This window comes from Nonomuraea mangrovi, from assembly GCF_042681425.1.
Lineage (GTDB): Bacteria > Actinomycetota > Actinomycetes > Streptosporangiales > Streptosporangiaceae > Nonomuraea > Nonomuraea mangrovi.
This window is the reverse complement of record NZ_JBHUFV010000023.1, coordinates 51673-71321: the sequence shown is the minus strand read 5'-3', so window position 1 is coordinate 71321 and position 19649 is coordinate 51673. Positions and strand designations below refer to the sequence as shown.

General features: G+C 70.4%; 22 protein-coding genes and 1 pseudogene. 12 read left to right on the top strand and 11 right to left on the bottom strand.

The window, feature by feature from the left end; translation table 11 throughout:
- Window positions 1–4 precede the first annotated feature (4 nt).
- Window positions 5–433 carry a nitroreductase family deazaflavin-dependent oxidoreductase gene (locus ACFSKW_RS16460; protein ID WP_379573113.1) on the bottom strand — a complete coding sequence of 143 codons (429 nt, stop codon included), beginning with the start codon at window positions 431–433 and terminating at the stop codon, window positions 5–7.
- Window positions 434–490: 57 nt separating this feature from the next.
- On the opposite strand from ACFSKW_RS16460, the gene ACFSKW_RS16455 reads away from it, so the two are divergent.
- Window positions 491–1012 carry a GNAT family N-acetyltransferase gene (locus tag ACFSKW_RS16455; RefSeq protein ID WP_379573127.1) on the top strand — a complete coding sequence of 174 codons (522 nt, stop codon included), beginning with the start codon at window positions 491–493 and terminating at the stop codon, window positions 1010–1012.
- Between the two features lie 39 nt (window positions 1013–1051).
- On the opposite strand, the gene ACFSKW_RS16450 is transcribed toward ACFSKW_RS16455, so the two are convergent.
- The 5 genes from ACFSKW_RS16450 to ACFSKW_RS16430 all read right to left on the bottom strand — a co-directional run bounded on the left by ACFSKW_RS16450 (window position 1052) and on the right by ACFSKW_RS16430 (window position 5046).
- Window positions 1052–1576, bottom strand: a complete 525-nt coding sequence (locus tag ACFSKW_RS16450; protein WP_379573112.1) for an SMI1/KNR4 family protein — start codon at window positions 1574–1576, stop codon at window positions 1052–1054.
- 77 nt (window positions 1577–1653) lie between these two features.
- Window positions 1654–2835, bottom strand: a complete 1182-nt coding sequence (locus ACFSKW_RS16445; RefSeq protein WP_379573111.1) for an ABC transporter permease — start codon at window positions 2833–2835, stop codon at window positions 1654–1656.
- The gene (locus ACFSKW_RS16440; RefSeq protein ID WP_379573110.1) at window positions 2832–3491 is read right to left on the bottom strand and encodes an ABC transporter ATP-binding protein; all 660 of its coding nucleotides are present in this window, start codon (window positions 3489–3491) and stop codon (window positions 2832–2834) included. The genes ACFSKW_RS16445 and ACFSKW_RS16440 overlap by 4 nt, the downstream gene beginning before the upstream one ends.
- A complete protein-coding gene (locus ACFSKW_RS16435; protein WP_379573109.1) occupies window positions 3488–4528 on the bottom strand; it encodes a peptidoglycan-binding protein in 1041 nt (346 codons plus the stop codon). Before ACFSKW_RS16435 ends, ACFSKW_RS16440 begins: the two co-directional genes overlap by 4 nt.
- Complete coding sequence (locus ACFSKW_RS16430; protein WP_379573108.1) at window positions 4525–5046, bottom strand: hypothetical protein; 522 nt, start codon at window positions 5044–5046, stop codon at window positions 4525–4527. The genes ACFSKW_RS16435 and ACFSKW_RS16430 overlap by 4 nt, the downstream gene beginning before the upstream one ends.
- An 83-nt stretch (window positions 5047–5129) precedes the next feature.
- Between ACFSKW_RS16430 and ACFSKW_RS16425 the strand changes: the two genes are divergently transcribed.
- Both ACFSKW_RS16425 and ACFSKW_RS16420 read left to right on the top strand, forming a co-directional pair.
- Window positions 5130–5774 (top strand): response regulator transcription factor, encoded by a 645-nt coding sequence (locus ACFSKW_RS16425; RefSeq protein ID WP_379573107.1) that lies wholly within the window; start codon window positions 5130–5132, stop codon window positions 5772–5774.
- Window positions 5771–6958: a sensor histidine kinase gene (locus ACFSKW_RS16420; RefSeq protein ID WP_379573106.1), complete on the top strand. Its 1188-nt coding sequence runs from the start codon at window positions 5771–5773 to the stop codon at window positions 6956–6958. The genes ACFSKW_RS16425 and ACFSKW_RS16420 overlap by 4 nt, the downstream gene beginning before the upstream one ends.
- Here the strand turns inward: ACFSKW_RS16420 and ACFSKW_RS16415 are convergent.
- Window positions 6948–8249 carry a serine hydroxymethyltransferase gene (locus ACFSKW_RS16415; protein WP_379573105.1) on the bottom strand — a complete coding sequence of 434 codons (1302 nt, stop codon included), beginning with the start codon at window positions 8247–8249 and terminating at the stop codon, window positions 6948–6950. The two genes, ACFSKW_RS16420 and ACFSKW_RS16415, sit on opposite strands and share 11 nt — an antisense overlap.
- A gap of 73 nt (window positions 8250–8322) precedes the next feature.
- Here ACFSKW_RS16415 and ACFSKW_RS16410 point away from each other — a divergent pair, with 73 nt between their 5' ends.
- Window positions 8323–9294 carry a helix-turn-helix domain-containing protein gene (locus ACFSKW_RS16410; protein ID WP_379573104.1) on the top strand — a complete coding sequence of 324 codons (972 nt, stop codon included), beginning with the start codon at window positions 8323–8325 and terminating at the stop codon, window positions 9292–9294.
- Window positions 9295–9712: 418 nt separating this feature from the next.
- On the opposite strand, the pseudogene ACFSKW_RS16405 reads toward ACFSKW_RS16410, so the two are convergent.
- Together ACFSKW_RS16405 and ACFSKW_RS16400 are read right to left on the bottom strand one after the other, a co-directional pair.
- A pseudogene (locus ACFSKW_RS16405) lies at window positions 9713–9853 on the bottom strand (ClpX C4-type zinc finger protein); the annotation flags it as partial.
- A gap of 18 nt (window positions 9854–9871) precedes the next feature.
- Window positions 9872–10198: a hypothetical protein gene (locus ACFSKW_RS16400; protein ID WP_379573103.1), complete on the bottom strand. Its 327-nt coding sequence runs from the start codon at window positions 10196–10198 to the stop codon at window positions 9872–9874.
- A gap of 346 nt (window positions 10199–10544) precedes the next feature.
- Between ACFSKW_RS16400 and ACFSKW_RS16395 the strand changes: the two genes are divergently transcribed.
- The 4 genes from ACFSKW_RS16395 to ACFSKW_RS16380 all read left to right on the top strand — a co-directional run bounded on the left by ACFSKW_RS16395 (window position 10545) and on the right by ACFSKW_RS16380 (window position 14960).
- Entirely contained in the window at window positions 10545–12383 is a 1839-nt protein-coding gene (locus tag ACFSKW_RS16395; protein WP_379573102.1) for a glycosyltransferase family 2 protein, read from the top strand.
- Window positions 12384–12451: 68 nt separating this feature from the next.
- Window positions 12452–13462, top strand: a complete 1011-nt coding sequence (locus ACFSKW_RS16390) for an energy-coupling factor ABC transporter permease (protein WP_379573101.1) — start codon at window positions 12452–12454, stop codon at window positions 13460–13462.
- 2 nt (window positions 13463–13464) lie between these two features.
- Window positions 13465–14223 (top strand): cobalt ECF transporter T component CbiQ, encoded by a 759-nt coding sequence (gene cbiQ, locus ACFSKW_RS16385; RefSeq protein WP_379573100.1) that lies wholly within the window; start codon window positions 13465–13467, stop codon window positions 14221–14223.
- Complete coding sequence (locus tag ACFSKW_RS16380) at window positions 14220–14960, top strand: energy-coupling factor ABC transporter ATP-binding protein (protein WP_379573099.1); 741 nt, start codon at window positions 14220–14222, stop codon at window positions 14958–14960. The genes cbiQ and ACFSKW_RS16380 overlap by 4 nt, the downstream gene beginning before the upstream one ends.
- Here ACFSKW_RS16380 and ACFSKW_RS16375 read toward each other — a convergent pair.
- Window positions 14938–15954 (bottom strand): potassium channel family protein, encoded by a 1017-nt coding sequence (locus ACFSKW_RS16375; RefSeq protein ID WP_379573098.1) that lies wholly within the window; start codon window positions 15952–15954, stop codon window positions 14938–14940. The two genes, ACFSKW_RS16380 and ACFSKW_RS16375, sit on opposite strands and share 23 nt — an antisense overlap.
- Window positions 15955–16027: 73 nt before the next feature.
- Here ACFSKW_RS16375 and ACFSKW_RS16370 point away from each other — a divergent pair, with 73 nt between their 5' ends.
- The 4 genes from ACFSKW_RS16370 (at window position 16028) to ACFSKW_RS16355 (ending at window position 18845) form a co-directional block, all read left to right on the top strand.
- Window positions 16028–16366, top strand: coding sequence for an STAS domain-containing protein (locus ACFSKW_RS16370; protein ID WP_379573097.1), 339 nt, complete (start codon window positions 16028–16030; stop codon window positions 16364–16366).
- 99 nt (window positions 16367–16465) lie between these two features.
- Complete coding sequence (locus ACFSKW_RS16365) at window positions 16466–17239, top strand: SDR family NAD(P)-dependent oxidoreductase (protein ID WP_379573096.1); 774 nt, start codon at window positions 16466–16468, stop codon at window positions 17237–17239.
- Window positions 17240–17249: 10 nt separating this feature from the next.
- Entirely contained in the window at window positions 17250–18017 is a 768-nt protein-coding gene (locus ACFSKW_RS16360) for a crotonase/enoyl-CoA hydratase family protein (RefSeq protein WP_379573095.1), read from the top strand.
- A 204-nt stretch (window positions 18018–18221) separates the two neighbouring features.
- Window positions 18222–18845 carry a rhomboid family intramembrane serine protease gene (locus tag ACFSKW_RS16355; protein ID WP_379573094.1) on the top strand — a complete coding sequence of 208 codons (624 nt, stop codon included), beginning with the start codon at window positions 18222–18224 and terminating at the stop codon, window positions 18843–18845.
- Between the two features lie 91 nt (window positions 18846–18936).
- Here ACFSKW_RS16355 and ACFSKW_RS16350 read toward each other — a convergent pair whose 3' ends face one another.
- Window positions 18937–19545 (bottom strand): TIGR00645 family protein, encoded by a 609-nt coding sequence (locus ACFSKW_RS16350; RefSeq protein WP_379573093.1) that lies wholly within the window; start codon window positions 19543–19545, stop codon window positions 18937–18939.
- Window positions 19546–19649: the final 104 nt, after the last annotated feature.

Sequence of the window (19649 nt, the reverse complement as noted above, 5' to 3'; positions counted from 1 at the left end):
TCCGTTACACCCGTTCCATGATGACCAAGGGGATCTCGCGATCGGCCTTGGCCTGGTAGCTGTCGTACAAGGGGAAGATCGAGGTCATCGCCGCCCACAGCGCGGGCTTCTCCTCCGCTGTCGCGGTGCGCGCCCTGGCGGCGAACTTGTCCGCCTTCACCTGCAGCGTCACGTCCTGGTCGGCCATCACGTTGAGGTACCAGGCGGGGTGCGCGGCCGAACCGCCGTTGGAGGCGACGAGCAGGTAGCGGTCGGCGTCCTGACCGTAGATCAGCGCCGTCCTGCGCAGCCTGCCCGACTTCCTGCCGCGCGTGGTGAGCAGCAGGGTCGGCCAGCCCTGGTACATGTGGCCCTTCTCGCCGTCGGTCTCCAGGTAGGTGCGGATGTGGTCGGCGACCCAGCCCGTCGTGCTGTCGTAGATCTCTTCGTCCATGGGGATCAGCTTCGGACTTCAACAGGGGTTCACGTCAAGGGTGGATACGGTGTGTTCATGGTGGATTGGGTACGGCTTGAGCTGGATGTGGACGGATTCGACGAGGCGGTCTTCGAGCCGTACCTCCAGCGGGCGCAGGGCGCGGGGATCGTCTTCACGACGATGGCCGAGCTCGGCGACACGGCCGAGCACCGTCGCGCGCTCTACGACCTCAACAGGACGTGCAGCGCCGACATCCCTGAGCGGGGCACGTTCTACACCTACGACGAATACGTGGCCCAGCGTATCGAGGTGCCGTCGTTCGAGGCCTCAGGGGTCATGCTGGCGGTGCACGACGGGCGGTGGGTCGGCATGTCGGGGACGTCGCTGCACCCGGACAAGGGGTACGCGTTCAGCGAGATGACCGGCGTGCTCGCGCCGTACAGGGGGCGGGGGCTGTCGCTGGCGCTGAAGCTGCTGGCGGTCCGCTTCGTCAGGGCCGCCGGATACCGCAGGCTGGCGACGTTCCACCACCCTCTCAACGCGTCGGCGATCGCGATGAACCGGCGGTTCGGCTTCGTCGACCAGCCCGCCCGGTGACTCTCCTGGAGATCGCGGCGCACCTCCCGCCGGGGACCGTCAGGCGCGGCCGGCGACCTCCGTCCAGGGAGACATGACGATCTCCTCGTCGACGTTGTCCTCTTCGTACCAGCCGCGGCCTGCCAGCCATCGTTCGAGCCACTCGGCGAGGCCTGGCGCGTCGACGAACCAGGCGTCGGCCCAGTTGCCGTCGGAGATCGGGTTGGGCTCGAACAGCAGGACGGCGCCGTCGTCGCTCCTGCAGTCCACGCACGCGTACATCGCGCAGCCCCAGGTGAGGATCGGCAGCACGCCCTCGGGCCAGAACCAGCCTGGATCCGAGGGGTCGGCGTCGCGGCGGCTCCCGTACTCCTCGACCGCCGAGCGCAGGCCGAGCACGCCGTAGTCGGGGCCGAAACCGCCGTCGCCCACCCGCTCGTAGAGCGCGCGCAACAGGGGGTGGAGGGGAAAGCCGAGGCGGGTCTCGGCCTCGGCGACGGCGTCCTCCGAGGCCGGCCGGAGGTCGTCGCATTCGGCGGAGGCGCGGGCCAGGACCCTGCTCACCAGGTCGTCGGATTCGATCACCGGCCCATCATGCCCGCCGCCGGGCGGGATCGGGACGGCGGCACCGAGCAGGTCTCGATGCCGCCGCCGTACCGCGATCAGGTGGTCGACAGGGCCACGGTGGGGGACAGACGGGCCGCGCGCATGGCCGGGTAGAGGCCCGCGATGGTGCCGATGACCAGCGTGGCCGCGACCGCTCCGCCGATCGCCCACGGGGGCACGACGGGGGGCCAGTCGCGCGACATCGCGTACCCGATGGTGGCGAGCGCCCCCAGGAGCGCGCCCGCCACCCCGCCGAGTGCCGACAGCAGCAGCGACTCCGACAGGAACTGGATGCGGACCTGCCCGCGCGTCGCCCCGAGCGAGCGCCGCAGGCCGATCTCCCGACGGCGTTCGAGCACGGAGATGACCATCGTGTTGGCCACGCCCACCCCGCCGACCAGCAGCGCGACCGCGCCGAGGCCGAGCAGCAGGTTGGTGAAGGCGCCCGCGGCCGCGGCCTTGGCGGTCAGGGCGTCGGAGGGGCGGCTGACGTCGACCTCGTTGGGGTGCTCGGGGTTGACCGTGCGCGGCAGCACGTCGCGCACCGCCTCGACGGCCTCCTCGGCCGAGCGCTCGTAGAGCGTCGTGGGATGCCCGTCGAAGCCGAGCAGTTCCTCGGCGACGGGGAAGCCGACCAGCGCCGAGCGTTCGATCTCGGGCGCCAGCGGCGTGGGACGCAGGATCCCGATCACCGTGAACCAGCGCCCGCCCATCCACACCCGCACACCGGTGCGGGTGATGCCCAGCCGTTCGGCGGCCTTGGCGCCGAGGACGACGGCGGGCTGGCGGGAGGTGGCGTCGTTCAGCCAGGTTCCCCTGGCCACGCCGCCCTCCAGCGTGGCCAGCAGCGACGTGGTCGCCGCCTGCACGCTGATGCCGCTGGTCACCGCCTCGTCGATGTGGGAGGTCCGCCGCACGGTCGCGGGCACGGTCCCCGTGGCCGAGGCCGAGGTGACGGGGCCGATGCGCGCGACCATGTCCACGGCCTCGACGGGCAGCTTGGCGGGCTCGCCGAAGACGGTGTTTCCCGCCGAGACGGTCAGCATGTTGGTGCCCAGCTTGTCGAGCTGGCGCAGCAGCTGCTCCCGCGAGGACGACGAGATGCCGATCACCGCGATCATCGTGGCGATCCCGATGGCGATGCCGAGCGCTGACAGGATCACCCTGGTCGGGCGGGCGCGCAGCCCCGACGCCCCGACCCTGAAGACGTCGGGGAGGCTCAGCCTGGCCGGTTTCATGCCAGCACCAGCCCGTCCCTGACCCGCACCTGCCGGGGACACCATTCGGCGATCTCGTTGTCGTGCGTGATGATCGCGATGGTCGTCCCCGCCTCGCTGAGCTCTTTGATGATCTTCAGCACCTCGGCTCCCGCGGCCGAGTCGAGGTTGCCCGTCGGCTCGTCGGCGAGCAGCAGCGGAGGGTCGCCGACGACGGCCCTGGCCACCGCGACGCGCTGCTGCTCGCCGCCCGACATCTGGTTCGGCTTGTGGTCCAGCCGGTGGCCGAGGCCCACCCGGTCCAGCGCGGCCGCGGCGCGCTCGCGACGGACCCGCAGCGGGGTGCCGGTGTAGAGGAGGCCGTCGGCCACGTTGTCCAGCGCGCTCACCCCTGGCGCGAGATGGAACTGCTGGAAGACGAAACCGAGATGGCGGGCGCGCAGCGCGGACAGCTGGCGGTCGTTCAGGTCGAGGACGGAATGGCCCGCGATCCGTACGGTCCCCGAGGTCGGCCGGTCGAGCGTGCCGATGATCTGCAGCATCGTGGACTTGCCCGACCCCGAAGGCCCGATGATCGCCAGCAGCTCCCCGGCGGAGACCGTCAGATCCACCCCGCGCAGCGCGTGGACGTGCCCGTTGTAGGTCTTGGTGACCCCGCGCAGCTCGATGATGCTCATTCCGCGGGCACCCCGACCTTCATGCCCTCGGCCAGCCCCTCACCGGTGACCTCGACCATGCCGCTGCCGAACGCCCCGACCTTGACCGGCAGCAGCCTGGTGCGCGCGCCCTCGACGACCTCGACGCCGAACCCGCCCTCGCGGAGGGCGAGCAGCGCCTCCACCGGTACGGCGAGCACGTCCTCGCGCCGCTCGCTGACCAGCTCGACCTCGACGGGCGCCTGGTCCAGCTTGGTGCGAGGAGTCTTGTTCAGCGTGATGTCGACGTCGACGGTCGTGCTCTCCTTGGCGGTCTTGGCCACCGTGCCGACCGAGGTGATCCTTCCGGCCATCTTCTCGCCGCCCGGCAGCTCGACGCTGACCTTGGCCCCCTTCTTGGCCAGCGTCTGGTCGTCGGTGTCGAGGTCGACGTGCACGACCCTGTCGAGGCCGCTGACCGTGAGCACCTGCCGGCCAGGGGCGGTCCTGGCGCCGACCTCGCCCCTGGCGTCGGTCACCCTGACCGGCGACGGCAGGAACACCACCTGCGCCGCGTCCACCCGTCCCGTCTCGGGCAGTCCCCTGTCCTCCTGCCACTCGACGACGGCCTCGTAGGTGGCGTAGGTGAACTCGTCGTCCACCGTGAAGCCGTCGTAGCCGAGCGCGGCCAGGTTGCGTTCGAGCTGCTCGACGTCCGGCCCGTCCTCGACGCCGAGCTGCAGGGTGCGGTAGAGGGGGAGCTTGCCGTACATCAGGACCGTGGGGTGGCGGTCGGTCCTGAACAGGGGGCGGCCCCGCCTGATCACGGAACCCTCGTCCGCGACCCAGGTGAGGGTGCCCGTCGCGCCCGCGGCCACCTGGCGTTCGCCCGAGTAGGTGAGCGCGCCGTCGACGGTCTTGGTGTCGATCAGGTCCTGCTTGGTGACCTGTGCCGTGGCGGGCGCCACCGCGGCGGCCGGCGCCGCCGCCCCGGTGCCGCCATCGGCCAGTACGGCGACCGCCGCACCCGCGACGGCGACCGCGAGGACGCAGGCGCCGGCGAGAGCGACCTTCTTCACGATCCGCCCCCCTTCATCATGCCGGGGGCGAACTCCTTGCAGGCTTCCTGGGCGGCCTTCATCGCCTGCTCGCCGCCCTCGTTGCCGAGCATCTTGATCATGCCGTCGGCGCCGGGGTCCTCCATCTTGACGCCGTGCTCGCGCATGCACTGCGCGAACTTCAGCAGCTGGTCGCGTTGCGCCGGGTCCATGGCCTTGCGCTCGCCCGCCGCCGCGTCGAGGTACTGCTTGCACGCCTTCATGGCGGCTTCGGTCTTGGCCTGCTCGCCCTTCTTCCCCTGGATGCGGATGCCTCCGCTGCCGTCGGGGTCGGGCATGTCGACGCCGTTCTCGCGCATGCACTGCGCGAACTTCAGCCGTGCCTCGTCGCGGTCCATGCTGGCCGAGGCGCTCGGCCTGGCGGCGGCGGCGGTGCCACCGTCGCCCGTACTGGCCACCTGCGCGGTGGTGGAGGGGGCCGATCCGCACGCGGCGGCGAGGAGCAGTGGCAGCGCGGCCACGAGTACTCGTGTTCTCATGCGGCTCACTTCACCCAACCGGGCGCTAAAGCCAGATAAGCGGCTTACTCGCGGCTAACAGCCCTTGCTGCACTCTCGTCAGCATGCGGGTGCTGATCGTGGAAGACGAGGAACAGCTGGCCGACGCCGTGGCGCGCGGTCTCAGGCTGCACGCCATGGCCGTCGATGTGGCCTACGACGGTCAGGAGGCGCTGGAGCGCGCCTCCTACACCGACTACGACGTCGTCGTCCTCGACAGGGACCTTCCCGAGGTGCACGGGGACGACGTCTGCGGCGAGCTGACGCGAAGGAGCAGCATCCTGATGCTCACGGCGGCAGGGCAGGTACGCGACAAGGTGGAAGGGCTGTCCCTCGGCGCGGACGACTACCTGGTCAAGCCGTTCGCCTTCGCCGAGCTGGTGGCAAGGATCAGGACGCTGGCCCGCCGTACCTCTTCCGCGGCGCCGCCGGTGCTGGAGCGGGCGGGGGTCAGGCTCGACCCCGCCCGCCGTACGGTCACCAGGGACGGGCGGCCTGTCTCGCTGAGCCGCAAGGAGTTCGACCTGCTGAGCGAGCTGATGCGAGCGGAAGGCGCGCTGGTGACCTCGGGTGAGCTGCGCAGGAGCGTGTGGGACGAGTACGCGGGCACCGACACCAGCGTCCTGCGCGTCACCATGACCGCGCTGCGCAGGAAGCTCGGCGCGCCCGCCCTCGTCGAGAACGTCCCCGGCAAGGGGTACCGGTTGTGAGGCTCGGGCTGCGCGCCAGGCTCACCGTCCCGTACGGCGTGCTGTTCTTCGTCGCGGGCACGGCGCTGCTCTGGCTCACCTACCTCCTGACCGCCAACGCGCTGAGCAAGCAGTTCGTGCTGGCCTTCGCCAAGATCGGCCCGGAAGCGGCGCTGCCGACCAGGGAGCAGATGCAGACCGCGCTCAAGAGCGACGTGCAGGCGCGGGCGAACGAGGTGCTGGCCGAGATGCTGCGCTCCTCTCTCATGGTCATGATCCTCATCGGCATCATCGCGGTGGGGCTCGCCTACCTGATCGCCGACCGCGCGCTGCGCCCGATCGACAGGGTGACCGAGACCGCGCAGCGCCTCTCGGAGAGCACCCTGCACGAGCGGATCGGGCTGAACGGCCCCGACGACGAGGTCAAGCGCCTGGCCGACACCTTCGACGCGATGCTCGACCGGCTGCACAAGGTGTTCGACGCGCAGCGCAGGTTCATCGCCAACGCCTCGCACGAGCTGCGCACGCCGCTGGCGATCAACCGCACGGTGCTGGAGGTGTCGCTGGAGGAGCCCGAGGCCTCGCCCGACCTCAAGGCGCTGGCCAGGGCCCTGCTGGGCACCAACGCGCGCTACGAGCGGCTGATCGAGGGACTGCTGCTCCTGGCGCAGTCGGAGCAGGAGCTCACCGCGCGCAGGCCGGTCGAGCTGCGCCACATCGTGCGCACCGTGCTGGAGCAGTTGGAGCTGCAGCCGCGCAGACGCCGCGTCACCATCCACCAGGACCTGTCCGACGCCGAGGTCGAGGGCGATCCGCTCTTCCTCGAAAGGGCCGTCTTCAACCTGGTGGAGAACGCGATCAAGTACAACGTGCGCGACGGCCAGGTCTGGATCAGGGTGTCGGCCGACGGGCTCATCACGGTGGAGAACACCGGGCCCGTGGTCCCGCCGTACGACGTGGACGACCTGTTCGAGCCGTTCAGGCGGCTGTCGGGCGAGCGCGTGCGCTCCGACAGGGGCGCGGGGCTCGGGCTCTCGATCGTGCGCGCCATCGTCGAGGCGCACGGCGGCACCGTCACCGCGCTGCCCCGGCCGGAGGGCGGTCTGGGCGTCACCGTGAGCCTGCCCGGACCCGCGGCGGCGAGCGCCGCGGCCCCGGGCAGGCCACTGAGGGGGACCGGTGGTCTCAGAGAGATCAGCAGGTGAAGTGGACGCCGGAGAAGTTCCGCCGCCACGCCGTGACCTCCGGCGCGACCGACGCGGGATCCACGGAGGGGTCCAGGCTACGGGCGATGAATCCGGCCAGGGCGGGCATGTCGTCCTCGGTCATGCCCAGGCGCGCCACCTCGGGCGTGCCCAGGCGCAGCCCGTTGACGTCGCCGGGCACCGCCGCCATGGGCAGTCCGATGCCGCAGGCCAGCAGGTTCGCCTGGCGCATCCTGCGGGCCGCGGCCTGGCCGCCGCCCCTGGCGACGAGCGCGAACTGGTGGGAGTTGGTGCCGCCGCCGAAGACGGGCAGGCCGAGCTCCTGCAGGCCGGTGGCCAGCTGGTGGGCGGTGCCCACCATCATCTCCGCGTACGCCTTGCCCGCCACCTTCCAGTCCAGCAGCGCGATGGCCAGCGCCGCCGTACGGCCGGCGTCGAAGTTGGCCGTGAGCCCCGGGTAGGCGATCGCGTCGAGCCGCTCGGCCAGCGCGGCCGAGTCGGTGACGACCAGGCCGCCCGCGGGGCCGCCCAGGCTCTTGTAGGTGCTCATCGTCATCAGGTGCGCGCCCTGGGACAGGGGGTTCGGCCAGACACCCCCGGCGATCATCCCGCACACGTGCGCGGCGTCGAACAGCAGGGAGGCCCCGACCTCGTCGGCGATCTCGCGAACGGCGGCCACCGGGTGGGGGAAGGGGTTGAGGCTGCCGCCGATGGTGATCAGCCTGGGCCTGGCCCGTACGGCGAGCTCGCGCAGGGCGGGGACGTCGACGGTGTAGCCGTCGGCCATGACGGGGGCGTCGAGGGTGGTCAGGCCGTACAGCCCGGCCGCGCCCGCCGCGTGGTGGGTGACGTGCCCGCCGATGGAGGGCGGCGGGGCGATGATCGTGTCACCCGGCTTGCAGGTCGCCATGAACGCGTAGAGGTTGGCCAGCGCGCCCGATCCCACGCGGACCTCGGCGTAACGGGCGGAGAACACCTCGGCGGCCAGCTCGGCGGCGATGATCTCGATCTGCTCGATGGCCTCGAGACCCATCTCGTACTTGTCGCCCGGGTAGCCGAGCGAGGGCCTCGAGCCGAGGCCGGCCGACATCAGGGCCTCGGCGCGGGGGTTCATGATGTTGGTCGCGGGGTTGAGGTTGACGCATTCCACGTCGTGGATCCGGTGGTTGCGCTCGGTGAGCCTGCTGATCTCGGCGAGTGTGTCCGAGGCGGGCTGGGAGGAGACGGTCGCCGCGCCGCGCTGCACGAGGTCATCGGAGGCGGCGGGCACCCATGAACGAGGGGCGAGCATACGGCCAGGTTAGGCACACGCCTGCCGCGAGCGCATGGTGTGGATGAAGGGACCCGCTCCTACACTTGTCGGAATGCAGGCATGGCTCGACGCGCTCGCCGCGGCCATCGAGAGGAGCGTCTCCGTCGACGACTCCGACGGCCGCCTGATCGCCTACAGCTCCCGGCATGCCGACGCCGACCCCGTCAGGGTGGCGGCGATCCTGTCCAGGCAGGTGGCGCCCGAGGTCAGGCGGTGGCAGGACCTGCACGGCATCGCCACCGCCACCTCGCCGGTGCGCGTGCCCGCCAACGAGGAGCTGGGGATGGGCGCCAGGGTCTGCGTGCCCATCAGGGACGGCGGGCGGACGCTGGGCCATCTGTGGCTGCTCGACCCCGGCCAGACGCTGGACGGCAGGGCGCTGGCGCTGGCCGAGGAGACGGCCCGCGAACTGGCGGCGGCGTGGCACGAGGACCCCGACGCGATGGTCCGCCGCCTGCTCACCACGGGCCAGGGCTGGAACAGGACGGCGCCGAGGCTCGTCCAGGTGTGCGTCGTCCTTCCCGGCTCGGGGCGGCCTGAGCGCAACGCCATCGGCGGGTTCGTGACCGATACCCATGCCGCCTACCTGCTCCGCCAGCCGGCGGACGGCATGCCGGAGGAGGAGGGCGTCACCCGTGGTTACAGCGAGACGACGGGGCCCGAGGCGGCTCCCGAGGCGTACCGGCAGGCGTTGACCGCCGCCCACCTGGCCGCCGCGGATCCCGCGCTTCCCCGCCACGTGTCGTGGGCGGGGCTGGGGCCGTACCTGATGCTGCTCGGCGCGGCGGACGACCCGCTCGCCGCGCTGGACGGCGAGCAGGCGCACACTCTGGAGACCTATCTCGACCTCGGCGGTAACGCGCAGCGCACCGCCGCCGCACTCCACCTGCACAGGACGACCCTCTACTACCGGCTCGGCCGCATCGGTGACGCGCTCGGCGCGGACCTGGACGACGGCATGACCAGGCTGCATCTCCACCTGGCGCTGAAGAAGAGAAGGCTCGACTCGGGCTTTCCGGAGTGAGCCCCCTGCTCCAGCTCCCCTGCCGGAGGCGGAGAGCTGGAGCCCGTTCATTCGGCGGCTAGCCGTTCGGCCTCCTCGTGCAGCGCGACGACCAGCAGGAGCTCCAGCCCCAGCTCGGTCAGATCGGGCGCCGCGAGGCCATCGAGAACCTGCATGGTGGGCCTCCCTGATCAAGAGACGCCCCAGTGGTCACAGTGGTTTACCTGAACCTTTCCCACGCCGACTGGCGGGTCATGTTCAGGGAGGCGCCGATGCGCTCCCAGCTCACGTCGCGGGTGCGGAGGTGGCGCACCCAGTCGTGGAGGTTGTCGTCGATCTGCACCTGCACCGCCGCGATCTTGGGAAGGTGGTCGAGGATCTGGTCCACGGACATCTCCTCCCACATGGGCAGCCGCGGCCCTGACTGCGCGGCGAGCCGCTCGGTCTCGAGGATCTCGTTGCACAGGGCGACGCACTGGTCGCAGATGTGCACGCCTGGACCCGCGATGAGCTTGCCGACGTCCGCGCTCTTCTGGTGGCAGAACGAGCAGCGGAGCTTGTCCTTCCAGTTGTCAGGCATGGCCTGACGTTAACTCTGTCAGGCCACACCTGACAAGCCCTCGTGGACGGCGGTTCTGGTCTCCTGGACCTGGGCCATGATGATGGCGTTGCGCTCCTCGCCGATCTTGCGGCAGATCGTGGTGTATGCCTGCAGGATCCTGCGGTAGGCCGCACGTGCCTCCTCGAGTTGGGAGCTGAGCGCCAGCACTCTGATGGGGTCGTCGTACAGCTCGGCCTCGGCGAGCATGGCACGCGCCTCGTTCACGATCTGCTCCGCCCGCTGACGCGTACGGCGTAGCAACGCCGAGCACTCGTAGAGCTCGGCGAGTCGTGCGGAGGAGACGACGCGTTCGGCAGATCGCACGGCTGGATCCTCGGTCGTCTGACGGCTGAGTTCCGTTCCCATTCCCGCCACCTCTCAGTCAAGGTTGCCTGAGTGTAGACGCGCCATTCCCGCCTCTGGATCACGCAGGTTGGCAGGGGGTAGGGCACTGTTCCCTGAGGGGATGATTCTCTACGCGCGGGGGAATTCAGCGCCACCGCGGGACGGCTATTCACCCAACTTAATCAGCAAATTTGCGCTGTCGGGGGATATGTCGGTTGTCCTGAAAGTAAAGCCGTCAACACGCCGGATCGGCCACGCGAAACCCCGGCATGGTCACATACTGAATCGGAGTGGAAGCGGAACGTGACGGCTGAGGGGCGCGGCTGTGGCTGAACAACCAGCGGGGTGCGACGAGGACAGTGTGGACGTCAGCGTCATCATCCCCGTCCGCAACTGCCGTGACTATCTTGATCGCAGCCTGACCTCCGCACTGGTCCAACGAGTGAAGAAGGAGATCGTCGTCGTCGACGACGGGTCCACCGACGGCAGTGCCGACCTGCTCGAGCTCTACTCCCACTACCACCGCGGCGTCGTGCGGGTCATCCACAAGAAGCACGCGCTCGGCGCCGGCGGCCCGCGCAACACGGGGCTCGAGCACGCCAGGGGCCGCTACGTCTTCTTCTGCGACGCCGACGACTACCTCGGTCCCGAGGCGCTCGAGCGCATGGTCGCCATGGCCGACAGGAACGGCTCCGACATCGTGCTCGGCAAGATCATCGGGCACGGCCGCCGCGCGCCCGTCTCGATGTTCCAGCGCAGCGTCGACCGGGCCGACCTGGGCGAGAGCGCCGTCTACAACAGCCTCAGCTGCTTCAAGCTCTACCGCAGGGAGATGCTCGACCGCCACCGCGTGAGGTTCGCCGAGGGGCAGCTCATCGGCGAGGACATCGTCTTCAGCGTCCACGCCTACTGCCACGCCGAGGTCATCTCGATCGTGGCCGACTACGACTGCTACCACCTGGTGGCCAGACCCGACGGCAGCAGCATCATGCAGCAGCCCGCCAGCCGCGACCCGCTCGGGTGGCTCAGCATGATCAGCAAGCCCATCGAGCTGATGGCCGCCCACGTCGAGGCGGGCCCGCTGCGCGACCACCTGCTCCGCCGTCACTTCAGGCTCGACATCTTCGCCCAGCTCGGCGCCCCCTTCCTGGCGGCCGACGACATGCGACGCAAGGAGATCGCCCACGAGGTGGCCGCGCTGTGCGACAGGTGGCTGACCCCCGGCGTCGAGGACAGGCTCACCACGACCGACCGGAAGCGCCTCGCCGCGCTCGACGACCTCGACAGGCTCGTACGGCTGGCCGGGATCGAGGCCGCCACCGTGCGCAGGCGGCTGACCGGGCTCAGGTGGGAGGGCGACAGGCTGATCGTCGAGGGCGAGGCCGCGCTCGAGGGCCCGCAGCGGCACGGCGGCCTCGCGCTGGTGCTGCGCTCCAGGCAGGAGGAGGGCGGCGAACTGGTCATGCCCGCCGATCCGGTGGGCGAGAGCGGATTCACCGCGACGATCCACCCCGGCGAGCTCTCCTCCGGCGTCTGGGACTTCCACGTCGCCGTCGAGTGCGAGGGCGTCATCCGCCTGGCCAGGCTGGGCGGCGAACGGGACGGCGGCATCACCAGGCCGGCACCGCGCCTGGTCGGCACCGTGATCGCCCTGCCGTACTTCACCAGGACCAACGGCAATCTGAGCCTCGACGTCGGCGGGCACGTGCTCACCGTGCCGGGCAGCGTGCGCCTCACCCGCACGCGGTGGACGCTGGGGCACCGCCTGATCCTTGACGGGGAGATCACCGTGGGCGGCGGGGGGATCCCCGAGGCGGGAGCGGTCAGGCGGCTGGTCTGGAGGGAACGTCACACCGGCAGGGAGCGCGCGGAGCGGGTGGTGGCGCTGCCCGGCGGCGTGTTCGCGGCCAGGCCCGCGATCGGCAGGTTCGCGCCAGGCACCTGGGACGCCTACCTGGAGCTCGAGCTGGGCGGGCCGCCCGCGAGGTTCAGGATCGAGGCCGACGCGGGCATGGTGGCCGAGCCGCGCAGCTGGTGGCGGGGCCCGGTACGCAGCAGCGCCAGGCCCTACGCCACGGCGGGCAAGGGCAGGCTGAGCGCGGTCGTCCGCAAGCTCACCCCCATGGCCATCCTGCGACGGCTGCTGGGCGGTTCCAGTTGCTAGTCATATGCAGGTGCAATGCCATGTCTTAAAGTAAGGAGGGTTTCATCCCCCTTACTGGAGGCTTGGTCGTGCACGTACCCGATGGCTTCTTCAATGCCGCAACATCCATCTCGGCAGGTGTCGTCGCGGCCGCGGGCGTGGCGGTCTGCCTGCGCGGAGCCCGGCGGGAGCTCGACGACCGCACCGCGCCCATGGCGGGGCTGGTCGCCGCCTTCATCTTCGCCGTCCAGATGCTCAACTTCCCCGTCGCCGCCGGGACCAGCGGACACCTGCTGGGCGGCGCGCTCGCCGCGATACTCGTCGGTCCCTACACGGGCGTGCTGTGCATGACCGTCGTACTCCTCGTGCAGTGCGTCTTCTTCGCCGACGGCGGGCTGACCGCGCTCGGCATCAATGTCGTGATCATGGGCATGGTCACCGTGCTGGTCGGGTGGGGGCTGTTCCGCCTGGTCACCAGGGCGGCCAAGGGCAAGGCGGCGATCAGCGCGGCCACGTTCCTCGCCGCGCTGGTCTCGGTGCCGGTCTCCGCGCTGGCGTTCTCGCTGCTGTTCGCCGTCGGCGGCACCGCGCCGATCGACGCGACCGCCGTCGCCGCGGCCATGGGCGGCGTCCACGTGCTCATCGGCATCGGAGAGGCGCTGATCACCACCGCGACCGTCGGCGCGGTGCTGGCCGTACGGCCCGACCTGGTGTACGGCGCCCGCGGCCTTTCCACGCCGCTCGTCCTGAAGGGCGCCGACGGCACGACCTCGCCCGTCGACGCGGCCCCCGCCGCCAGGCCCGCCGCCCGCGGCATCAGGCCGTTCCTGGTCGGCGGCATCGGCGTGACGCTCGTGCTGGCCGGCCTCGTCTCCTTCTTCGCCTCCTCCAACCCCGACGGCCTCGAGGCGGTCGCCGAGAACAAGGGCTTCCTCGACCAGGCCACCGACCATCTGTTCGGCTCGTGGGCGCTGGCCGACTACGGGGACGTCGGCGGCATCCCCGTCGGCATCGCGGGCGTGGTAGGTGTCGGCATCACGCTGATCGTCGCGGGCGCCGTCGCGTTCGCGGCCCGCCGCCGTTCCGGCGTCGGGGTCTAGCGATGGGCGCGGGACACCACCACCAGCTCTACCGGCCCGGCGACACGCCCGTCCACCGGCTGCCGCCGCAGTGCAAACTGGTGGCGGTGCTGGTGTTCGCGGGCGTCGTCGTCGCCACGCCGCGCGAGGCCTTCTGGGCGTTCGGCGCCTACGCGCTGCTGCTGGCGCTCGTGGCGGGCATCGCGGGGGTGCCGCTGCCCTACGTGGCAGGGCGGATGGTGATCGAGATCCCCTTCGTGCTGTTCGCGCTGGCGATCCCGATCATCGGGATGGGGGAGCGGACCGAGGTCCTCGGGCTCTCGCTCAGCGTGCAGGGGCTGTGGGCGGCGTGGAACATCCTGGCCAAGGCCTCTCTCGGCGTCGTCGCCTCCATCCTGCTCGCGGCCACGACCGAACCTCGGATGATCCTGCTCGGCGCGCAGCGGCTGCGGCTGCCGTCGCTGCTGGTGCAGATCGCGATGTTCATGCTGCGGTACCTCGATGTGATCATGGACGAGATGCGGAGGATGCGGGTGGCGAGGGAGTCGAGGGGCTTCGAGGCGCGCAACCTCAGGCAGATCCCGGTGATCGCCAGATCGGCGGCCGCGCTGTTCATCCGCTCCTACGAGCGGGGCGAGCGCGTCCATCTGGCCATGCTCAGCAGGGGCTACACCGGCTCCCTGCCGATCATCCATGACCTCGCGGGATCCGGGCGGCAATGGGGGATCGCGCTGGCCCTGCCCGTCACGGCGCTGGCCGTCCTTGGAGTGTCACTGTGGTGAAGTCTCTGGAAGTGAGCGAGCTCGCCTACGCCTATCCCGACGGCACCCAGGCGCTGTTCGGGGTCGACCTGTCGATCGGCAGGGGCGAGCGCGTCGCGCTGCTCGGGCCGAACGGCGCCGGCAAGACCACGCTGGTCATGCACCTCAACGGCATCCTGACCGCCGGGCACGGCACGGTGAGCGTCGCCGGCACGCCCGTGCGCGCCGACACGCTCAAGGAGGTCAGGCAGCGCGTGGGGCTGGTCTTCCAGGACCCCGACGACCAGCTGTTCATGCCGACCGTGCGCGACGACGTCGCCTTCGGCCCCGCCAACATGGGCGTCAGGGGCGAGGAACTGGAGCGCAGGGTCAAGAACGCGCTCGACAGGGTGGGCATGGCCGACCACCTCGACAGGCCGCCGCACCACCTGTCCTTCGGCCAGCGCAGGAGGGTGGCGGTGGCCACGGTGCTCGTCATGGAGCCCGAGATCCTGGTGCTCGACGAGCCGTCGTCCAACCTCGACCCCGCGGCGCGCAGGGAACTGGCGGAGATCCTGCGCTCGCTCGACGTCACCGTGCTGATGGTCACCCACGACCTGCCGTACGCGCTGGAGCTGTGCGAGCGCTCGCTCATCCTGTCAGGCGGCGTGATCGCCGCCGACGGGCCGACCCGCACCCTGCTGGCCGACTCCGCGCTGCTGGCCGAGCACCGCCTGGAGCTGCCGTACGGCTTCGCTATTCCTGAGGAACGTGGATGACCACCAGACGGTCGCCCTCCCTCACCGAGGCGGCCCTCGGATCGGCGTAGGGAACGATCTCGCCGTCGCGGACCACCGCGATCACCATGCCGTCGCACTCGATCGCCGCCTTGCCGACCTCGTGCGGCCTGACGGGGCGCTCGGTCAGGTCGAGCCCCTTGCCGTAGACGAGGAAGTCCTCGATCAGCGCGCTGACGGCGGGGCTCTGCGTGGCCACGCCGAGCATCCTGCCCGCCGCGTCCGACGAGGTGATGACGACGTCGGCGCCGCTCTGCCGGACGAGAGGGTCGTTCTCCGCCTCGCGAACGGCGGCGACGATCGTGGCCGACGGGTTGAGCTGGCGGGAGGTCAGCGTGACCAGCGCGGTGGTGTCGTCGCGCTGGACGGCGATGATGATCTCCTTGGCCAGGCGGACGCCCGCCCTGTTGAGCACCTCGCTGCGGGTGGCGTCGCCGACGACGCCCACGAAGCCGTCGGCGTTGGCCTCCTCGATCGCTTCGGCCCGCGGGTCGACGACGACGATCGACTCCTTCGCGCGGTCGTTCTCCAGCAGCGTGCGGGTCGCGGCCCTGCCCTTGGTGCCGTAGCCCACGATCACCGTGTGGTCGCGCAAACCGGACCTCCAACGTTGGATCAGGAAGTTCTCGCGGGTGCGCTGGGTCAGCACCTCCAGTGTCGTGCCCACGAGGATGACGAGGAAGACGATGCGCAGCGGCGTGACGGCGACGATGTTGATCGCCCTGGCGAGCGGTGACACGGGGGTGATGTCCCCGTACCCCGTCGTCGACACGGTGACGGTCGCGTAGTAGAGCGCGTCGAGCAGCGAGACCTTGCCGTCGTAGCTGTCCTTGTACCCGTCGAGATCCACTGCGACCAGCAGGAACACGGCCGCCAGCGCCCCGCAGGCGTACAGGACCCTGCGCAGGACCGCCCTGATCGGGCTGATCGCGAGGTTCGGCAGGCGGACGCCGGTCTCGGGAAGGTCGTCCCGCATGTTGGTGATCGTAGTTTGTCCATGGCGCCCGTCTGGGGATGTCGAAGTACAGTGGCTCATCGAGGAGGGCCGAATGAAGCTACGGCTGGCGCGCCATGCCATGGGAGACGCCGTGGTGGTCGCGGTGGAGGGGGAGCTGGATCTGTTCACGGCGCCCTTCCTGCGCGACGAGGTCCGTGACGCGATCAAGCAGGACGGCGCGCGGCTCGTGCTCGACCTGCAGGAGCTGTCGTTCATGGACTCCAGCGGGCTGTCGGTGCTGATCGAGGCGTGGCGCCTGGCGACCGGCGAAGGCGGGTGCGTCTCGCTGGCCGCGCCCCAGGCGCCGGTGGCCCGCATCCTGCGCACCACAGGGCTCGACCGCCGCATCAAGGTCTATGCGGACGTCGACACCGCCGTGGGCGCGATCTGACGAGAACCGAGCGCCGTGCGGCCGCTTGGGGCAGGCGTTTCTCATTAGTGGGCCACCCGAAGTAGAACTTCGTTCGGTTCTCGCGTTAAGGTCCGTGACATGGACGTCAACGGAGCAGTAGCAATCATCTCGGGTGGGGCCAGCGGCCTGGGCGAGGCCACGGCCCGCGAGCTTGCCCGCCAGGGCGCGACCGTGGTCATCGCCGACCTCAACGAGGAGCGCGGCAAGTCGATCGCCGACGAACTCGGCGGCGTCTTCGTCAGGACGGACGTGTCGGACGAGGGCGACGTGCAGGCGGCCGTCGACGCGGCCGTGGCCACCGGCAAGCCGGTCCGCGTGATCGTCAACAGCGCGGGCATCGGCTGGGCCGAGCGCACCGTCAACCGCGACGGCGCCCCGCACAGCCTCGCCAGCTACCGCAAGGTCATCGAGGTCAACCTGATCGGCACCTTCAACCTGATGCGCATCGGCGCGGCCGCCATCGCCAAGACCGAGCCCGTCTCCGAGGACGGGCACAGGGGCGTGGTCATCAACACCGCCTCCGTCGCGGCGCTGGAGGGCCAGACGGGTCAGCTCGCCTACTCCGCGTCCAAGGGCGGCATCGTGGGCATGACCGTGCCCGCGGCCCGCGACCTGGCCGCCATCGGCGTGCGCGTCAACACCGTCTGCCCCGGCATCATCGACACCCCGATCTACGGCTTCTCCGGCAACGCCGAGGAGTTCAAGGCCAAGCTCGTCGCCCCCGTCGTCTTCCCGAAGCGCATGGGCCGCGCCGACGAGTTCGCCCACCTGGTGCGCTCGCTGATCGAGAACGACTACATGAACGCCGAGGTCATCAGGTTCGACGGCGGCATCCGCTTCCAGCCCAAGTGATGAGGTGCCCGTGTCCTCCGACGAAGTTCTGATCGAGGAGTCCGACGGCGTCGCGGTGATCACCATCAACCGCCCGTCGGCCCGCAACGCCGTCAACGGAGCCGTCGCGCGTGGCCTCGCGGCCGCGCTCGACACGCTCGACACCCGCTCGGACATCTCCGCCTACGTCCTCACGGGGGCGGGAGGCACGTTCTGCGCGGGCATGGACCTCAAGGCCTTCCTCGCCGGCGACTTCCCCGTCATCGAGGGCAGAGGCTTCGGCGGCATCGCCGAGTCGCCGCCCAAGAAGCCCCTGATCGCGGCCGTCGAGGGGTACGCGCTCGCGGGCGGCTTCGAGCTCGCGCTGTCGTGCGACCTGATCGTGGCCTCGTCCGAGTCGAAGTTCGGCCTGCCCGAGCCCAAGCGCGGGCTCGTGGCGGGGGCGGGCGGCATCATGCGGCTGCCGCGCAGGATCCCCTACCACGTGGCCATGGAGATCGCCCTGACCGGCGACCACTACCCGGCCTCCCGGCTGTACGAACTCGGGCTGGTCAACAGGATCACCTCCCCTGGCGAGGCGCTGGCGGGCGCGCTGGAACTGGCCAGGAAGATCGCGGCCAACGCGCCACTGGCGCTGGCGGCGACCAAGAAGGTCATCATCGAGTCGGTGGACTGGCCGTTGGAGGAGATGTTCACGAAGCAGGGGCCGATCATCAACCCGGTGTTCGGTTCGAAGGACGCGATGGAGGGCGCGGCCGCCTTCGCCGAGAAGCGCGCTCCCGAGTGGAGGGGCGAGTAGGTCCTCCCGGCTCCTCCCCCGTGGCGGGAGGAGCCGTCCTCGCGGCCGGCCGCGGTCCGCCTTCTCACGGTGCCCGGTCGGCCGGACGCCGCGGTACGGCAGGCCGTCGCGAGAGGCTCGCCGCCGAAATGGACGCCGCGCGCAGGGGACGTCCCGCATTACCGTGAAGGGAGACGTTTTCAACCCCCGGCGGCAGGAGAGCCCATGAGTTCCCCTTACGAGTCGGCCAAGCGCGGCGCGAGCGGCCTCCTGCAGGGCGCGCTCGGTGCCCTCCTGCTGGTCGGTGGCATGCTCGTCGTGATGTGGGCCGTCGAGATCTTCGACTACGTCACCCCGGGCAGCCTCGACTACGAGCTCGGCATCATCGCCTGGTCGCCCGACGGCCTGGTCGGGATCCTGTTCGCGCCCTTCCTGCACGACGGGTTCGGGCACCTGATGGCCAACTCGCTGCCGCTGCTCGTCCTGGGCTTCCTCGCCGCCTTCCGCGGCCTCGGGAAGTTCCTGTGGGCGACGCTGATCATCATGGTGATCGGCGGCGTCGGCACCTGGGTCGCCACCACGCCCGGCGTGCCCACCGTGGGCGCGAGCGGGCTCATCTTCGGTTACTTCGGCCTTGTGGTGGCCCGCGGCCTGTTCGACCGGCGCCTGCTCGACATCGCGGTGGGTCTCGGCGTGGCCGTGGCGTACTACTCGCTGGTGTGGGGCCTGCTGCCCAACGACCAGAACATCTCCTGGCAGGGCCATCTGTTCGGGCTCGTCGGCGGTGTGGTGGCCGCGTGGGTGCTGCGGCGCAAGCGGGCGATCAGCTCGGCGTCGCCGTCCTTCTGACGCCCTGGACAGCCGATCTTCCTCCGGCGCAGGGTCGGAGTCCCGGCCGCCGCCCCGAAGCCCTCAGCGGGCCTCTGGGCGGCGCGCAGCGTCAGTGGACCGCGGGCGCGTGGGTGCGCTCGGCAGGGGAGGCGGACAGCAGCCGGTCGATGTAGGCCAGCCCGATGGCCGAGGCCACGAAGGCCAGGTGCATGAACGTCTGCCACATCATGGTCTGCGTGGGCGTGTCCTTGGCCCTGATGAACGTCTGGAGCAGGTGCACCGACGAGATGCCGACGATGGCGGTGCCCAGCTTCACCTTGAGCACGTTGGCGTTGACGTGGGAGAGCCATTCGGGCTCGTCGGGGTGGTCCTTGAGGTCGATGCGCGAGACGAACGTCTCGTACCCGCCCACGATCACCATGATGAGCAGGTTGGAGATCATCACGACGTCGATGAGCCCGAGGACGGCCAGCATGACGATGACCTCGGGACCGGGAAGGGACTCGGCGCCGCCGAAGGCCTTGATCGTCGCCGCGCTCACGTGGCCTGTGACGATCGTGTCGCCCAGATGCCACAGCTCGACCATGAACTGCCACACGTAGAGGGCCTGCGCCGCGATCAGGCCGAGGTAGAGCGGCGCCTGCAGCCACCGGCTGGCGAACATCACGTAGCCGAGACCCCGCATCCTCACGGCGCGCGCCTCCGAGGTGGACGTCACTCCTGTCACTCCTGTCGCAGTGCTCGCGCCGCGCTCTGGCAGGCTCGAGCGAGATAGGTAACGATTGGTCCGCGGCCCACACACGCGACGAGCACGTCACCCAG

Excerpts from the sequence above, each read along its gene's own strand:
- ACFSKW_RS16370 (WP_379573097.1), top strand. The coding sequence starts at position 16,028 with ATGAAGCTACGGCTGGCGCGCCATGCCATGGGAGACGCCGTGGTGGTC.
- ACFSKW_RS16455 (WP_379573127.1), top strand. The coding sequence starts at position 491 with ATGGTGGATTGGGTACGGCTTGAGCTGGATGTGGACGGATTCGACGAG.
- ACFSKW_RS16365 (WP_379573096.1), top strand. The coding sequence starts at position 16,466 with ATGGACGTCAACGGAGCAGTAGCAATCATCTCGGGTGGGGCCAGCGGC.
- ACFSKW_RS16375 (WP_379573098.1), bottom strand. The coding sequence starts at position 15,954 with ATGCGGGACGACCTTCCCGAGACCGGCGTCCGCCTGCCGAACCTCGCG.
- ACFSKW_RS16415 (WP_379573105.1), bottom strand. The coding sequence starts at position 8,249 with ATGCTCGCCCCTCGTTCATGGGTGCCCGCCGCCTCCGATGACCTCGTG.
- ACFSKW_RS16425 (WP_379573107.1), top strand. The coding sequence starts at position 5,130 with ATGCGGGTGCTGATCGTGGAAGACGAGGAACAGCTGGCCGACGCCGTG.
- ACFSKW_RS16440 (WP_379573110.1), bottom strand. The coding sequence starts at position 3,491 with ATGAGCATCATCGAGCTGCGCGGGGTCACCAAGACCTACAACGGGCAC.
- ACFSKW_RS16460 (WP_379573113.1), bottom strand. The coding sequence starts at position 433 with ATGGACGAAGAGATCTACGACAGCACGACGGGCTGGGTCGCCGACCAC.
- ACFSKW_RS16445 (WP_379573111.1), bottom strand. The coding sequence starts at position 2,835 with ATGAAACCGGCCAGGCTGAGCCTCCCCGACGTCTTCAGGGTCGGGGCG.
- ACFSKW_RS16430 (WP_379573108.1), bottom strand. The coding sequence starts at position 5,046 with ATGAGAACACGAGTACTCGTGGCCGCGCTGCCACTGCTCCTCGCCGCC.
- ACFSKW_RS16355 (WP_379573094.1), top strand. The coding sequence starts at position 18,222 with ATGAGTTCCCCTTACGAGTCGGCCAAGCGCGGCGCGAGCGGCCTCCTG.
- cbiQ (WP_379573100.1), top strand. The coding sequence starts at position 13,465 with ATGGGCGCGGGACACCACCACCAGCTCTACCGGCCCGGCGACACGCCC.
- ACFSKW_RS16410 (WP_379573104.1), top strand. The coding sequence starts at position 8,323 with ATGCAGGCATGGCTCGACGCGCTCGCCGCGGCCATCGAGAGGAGCGTC.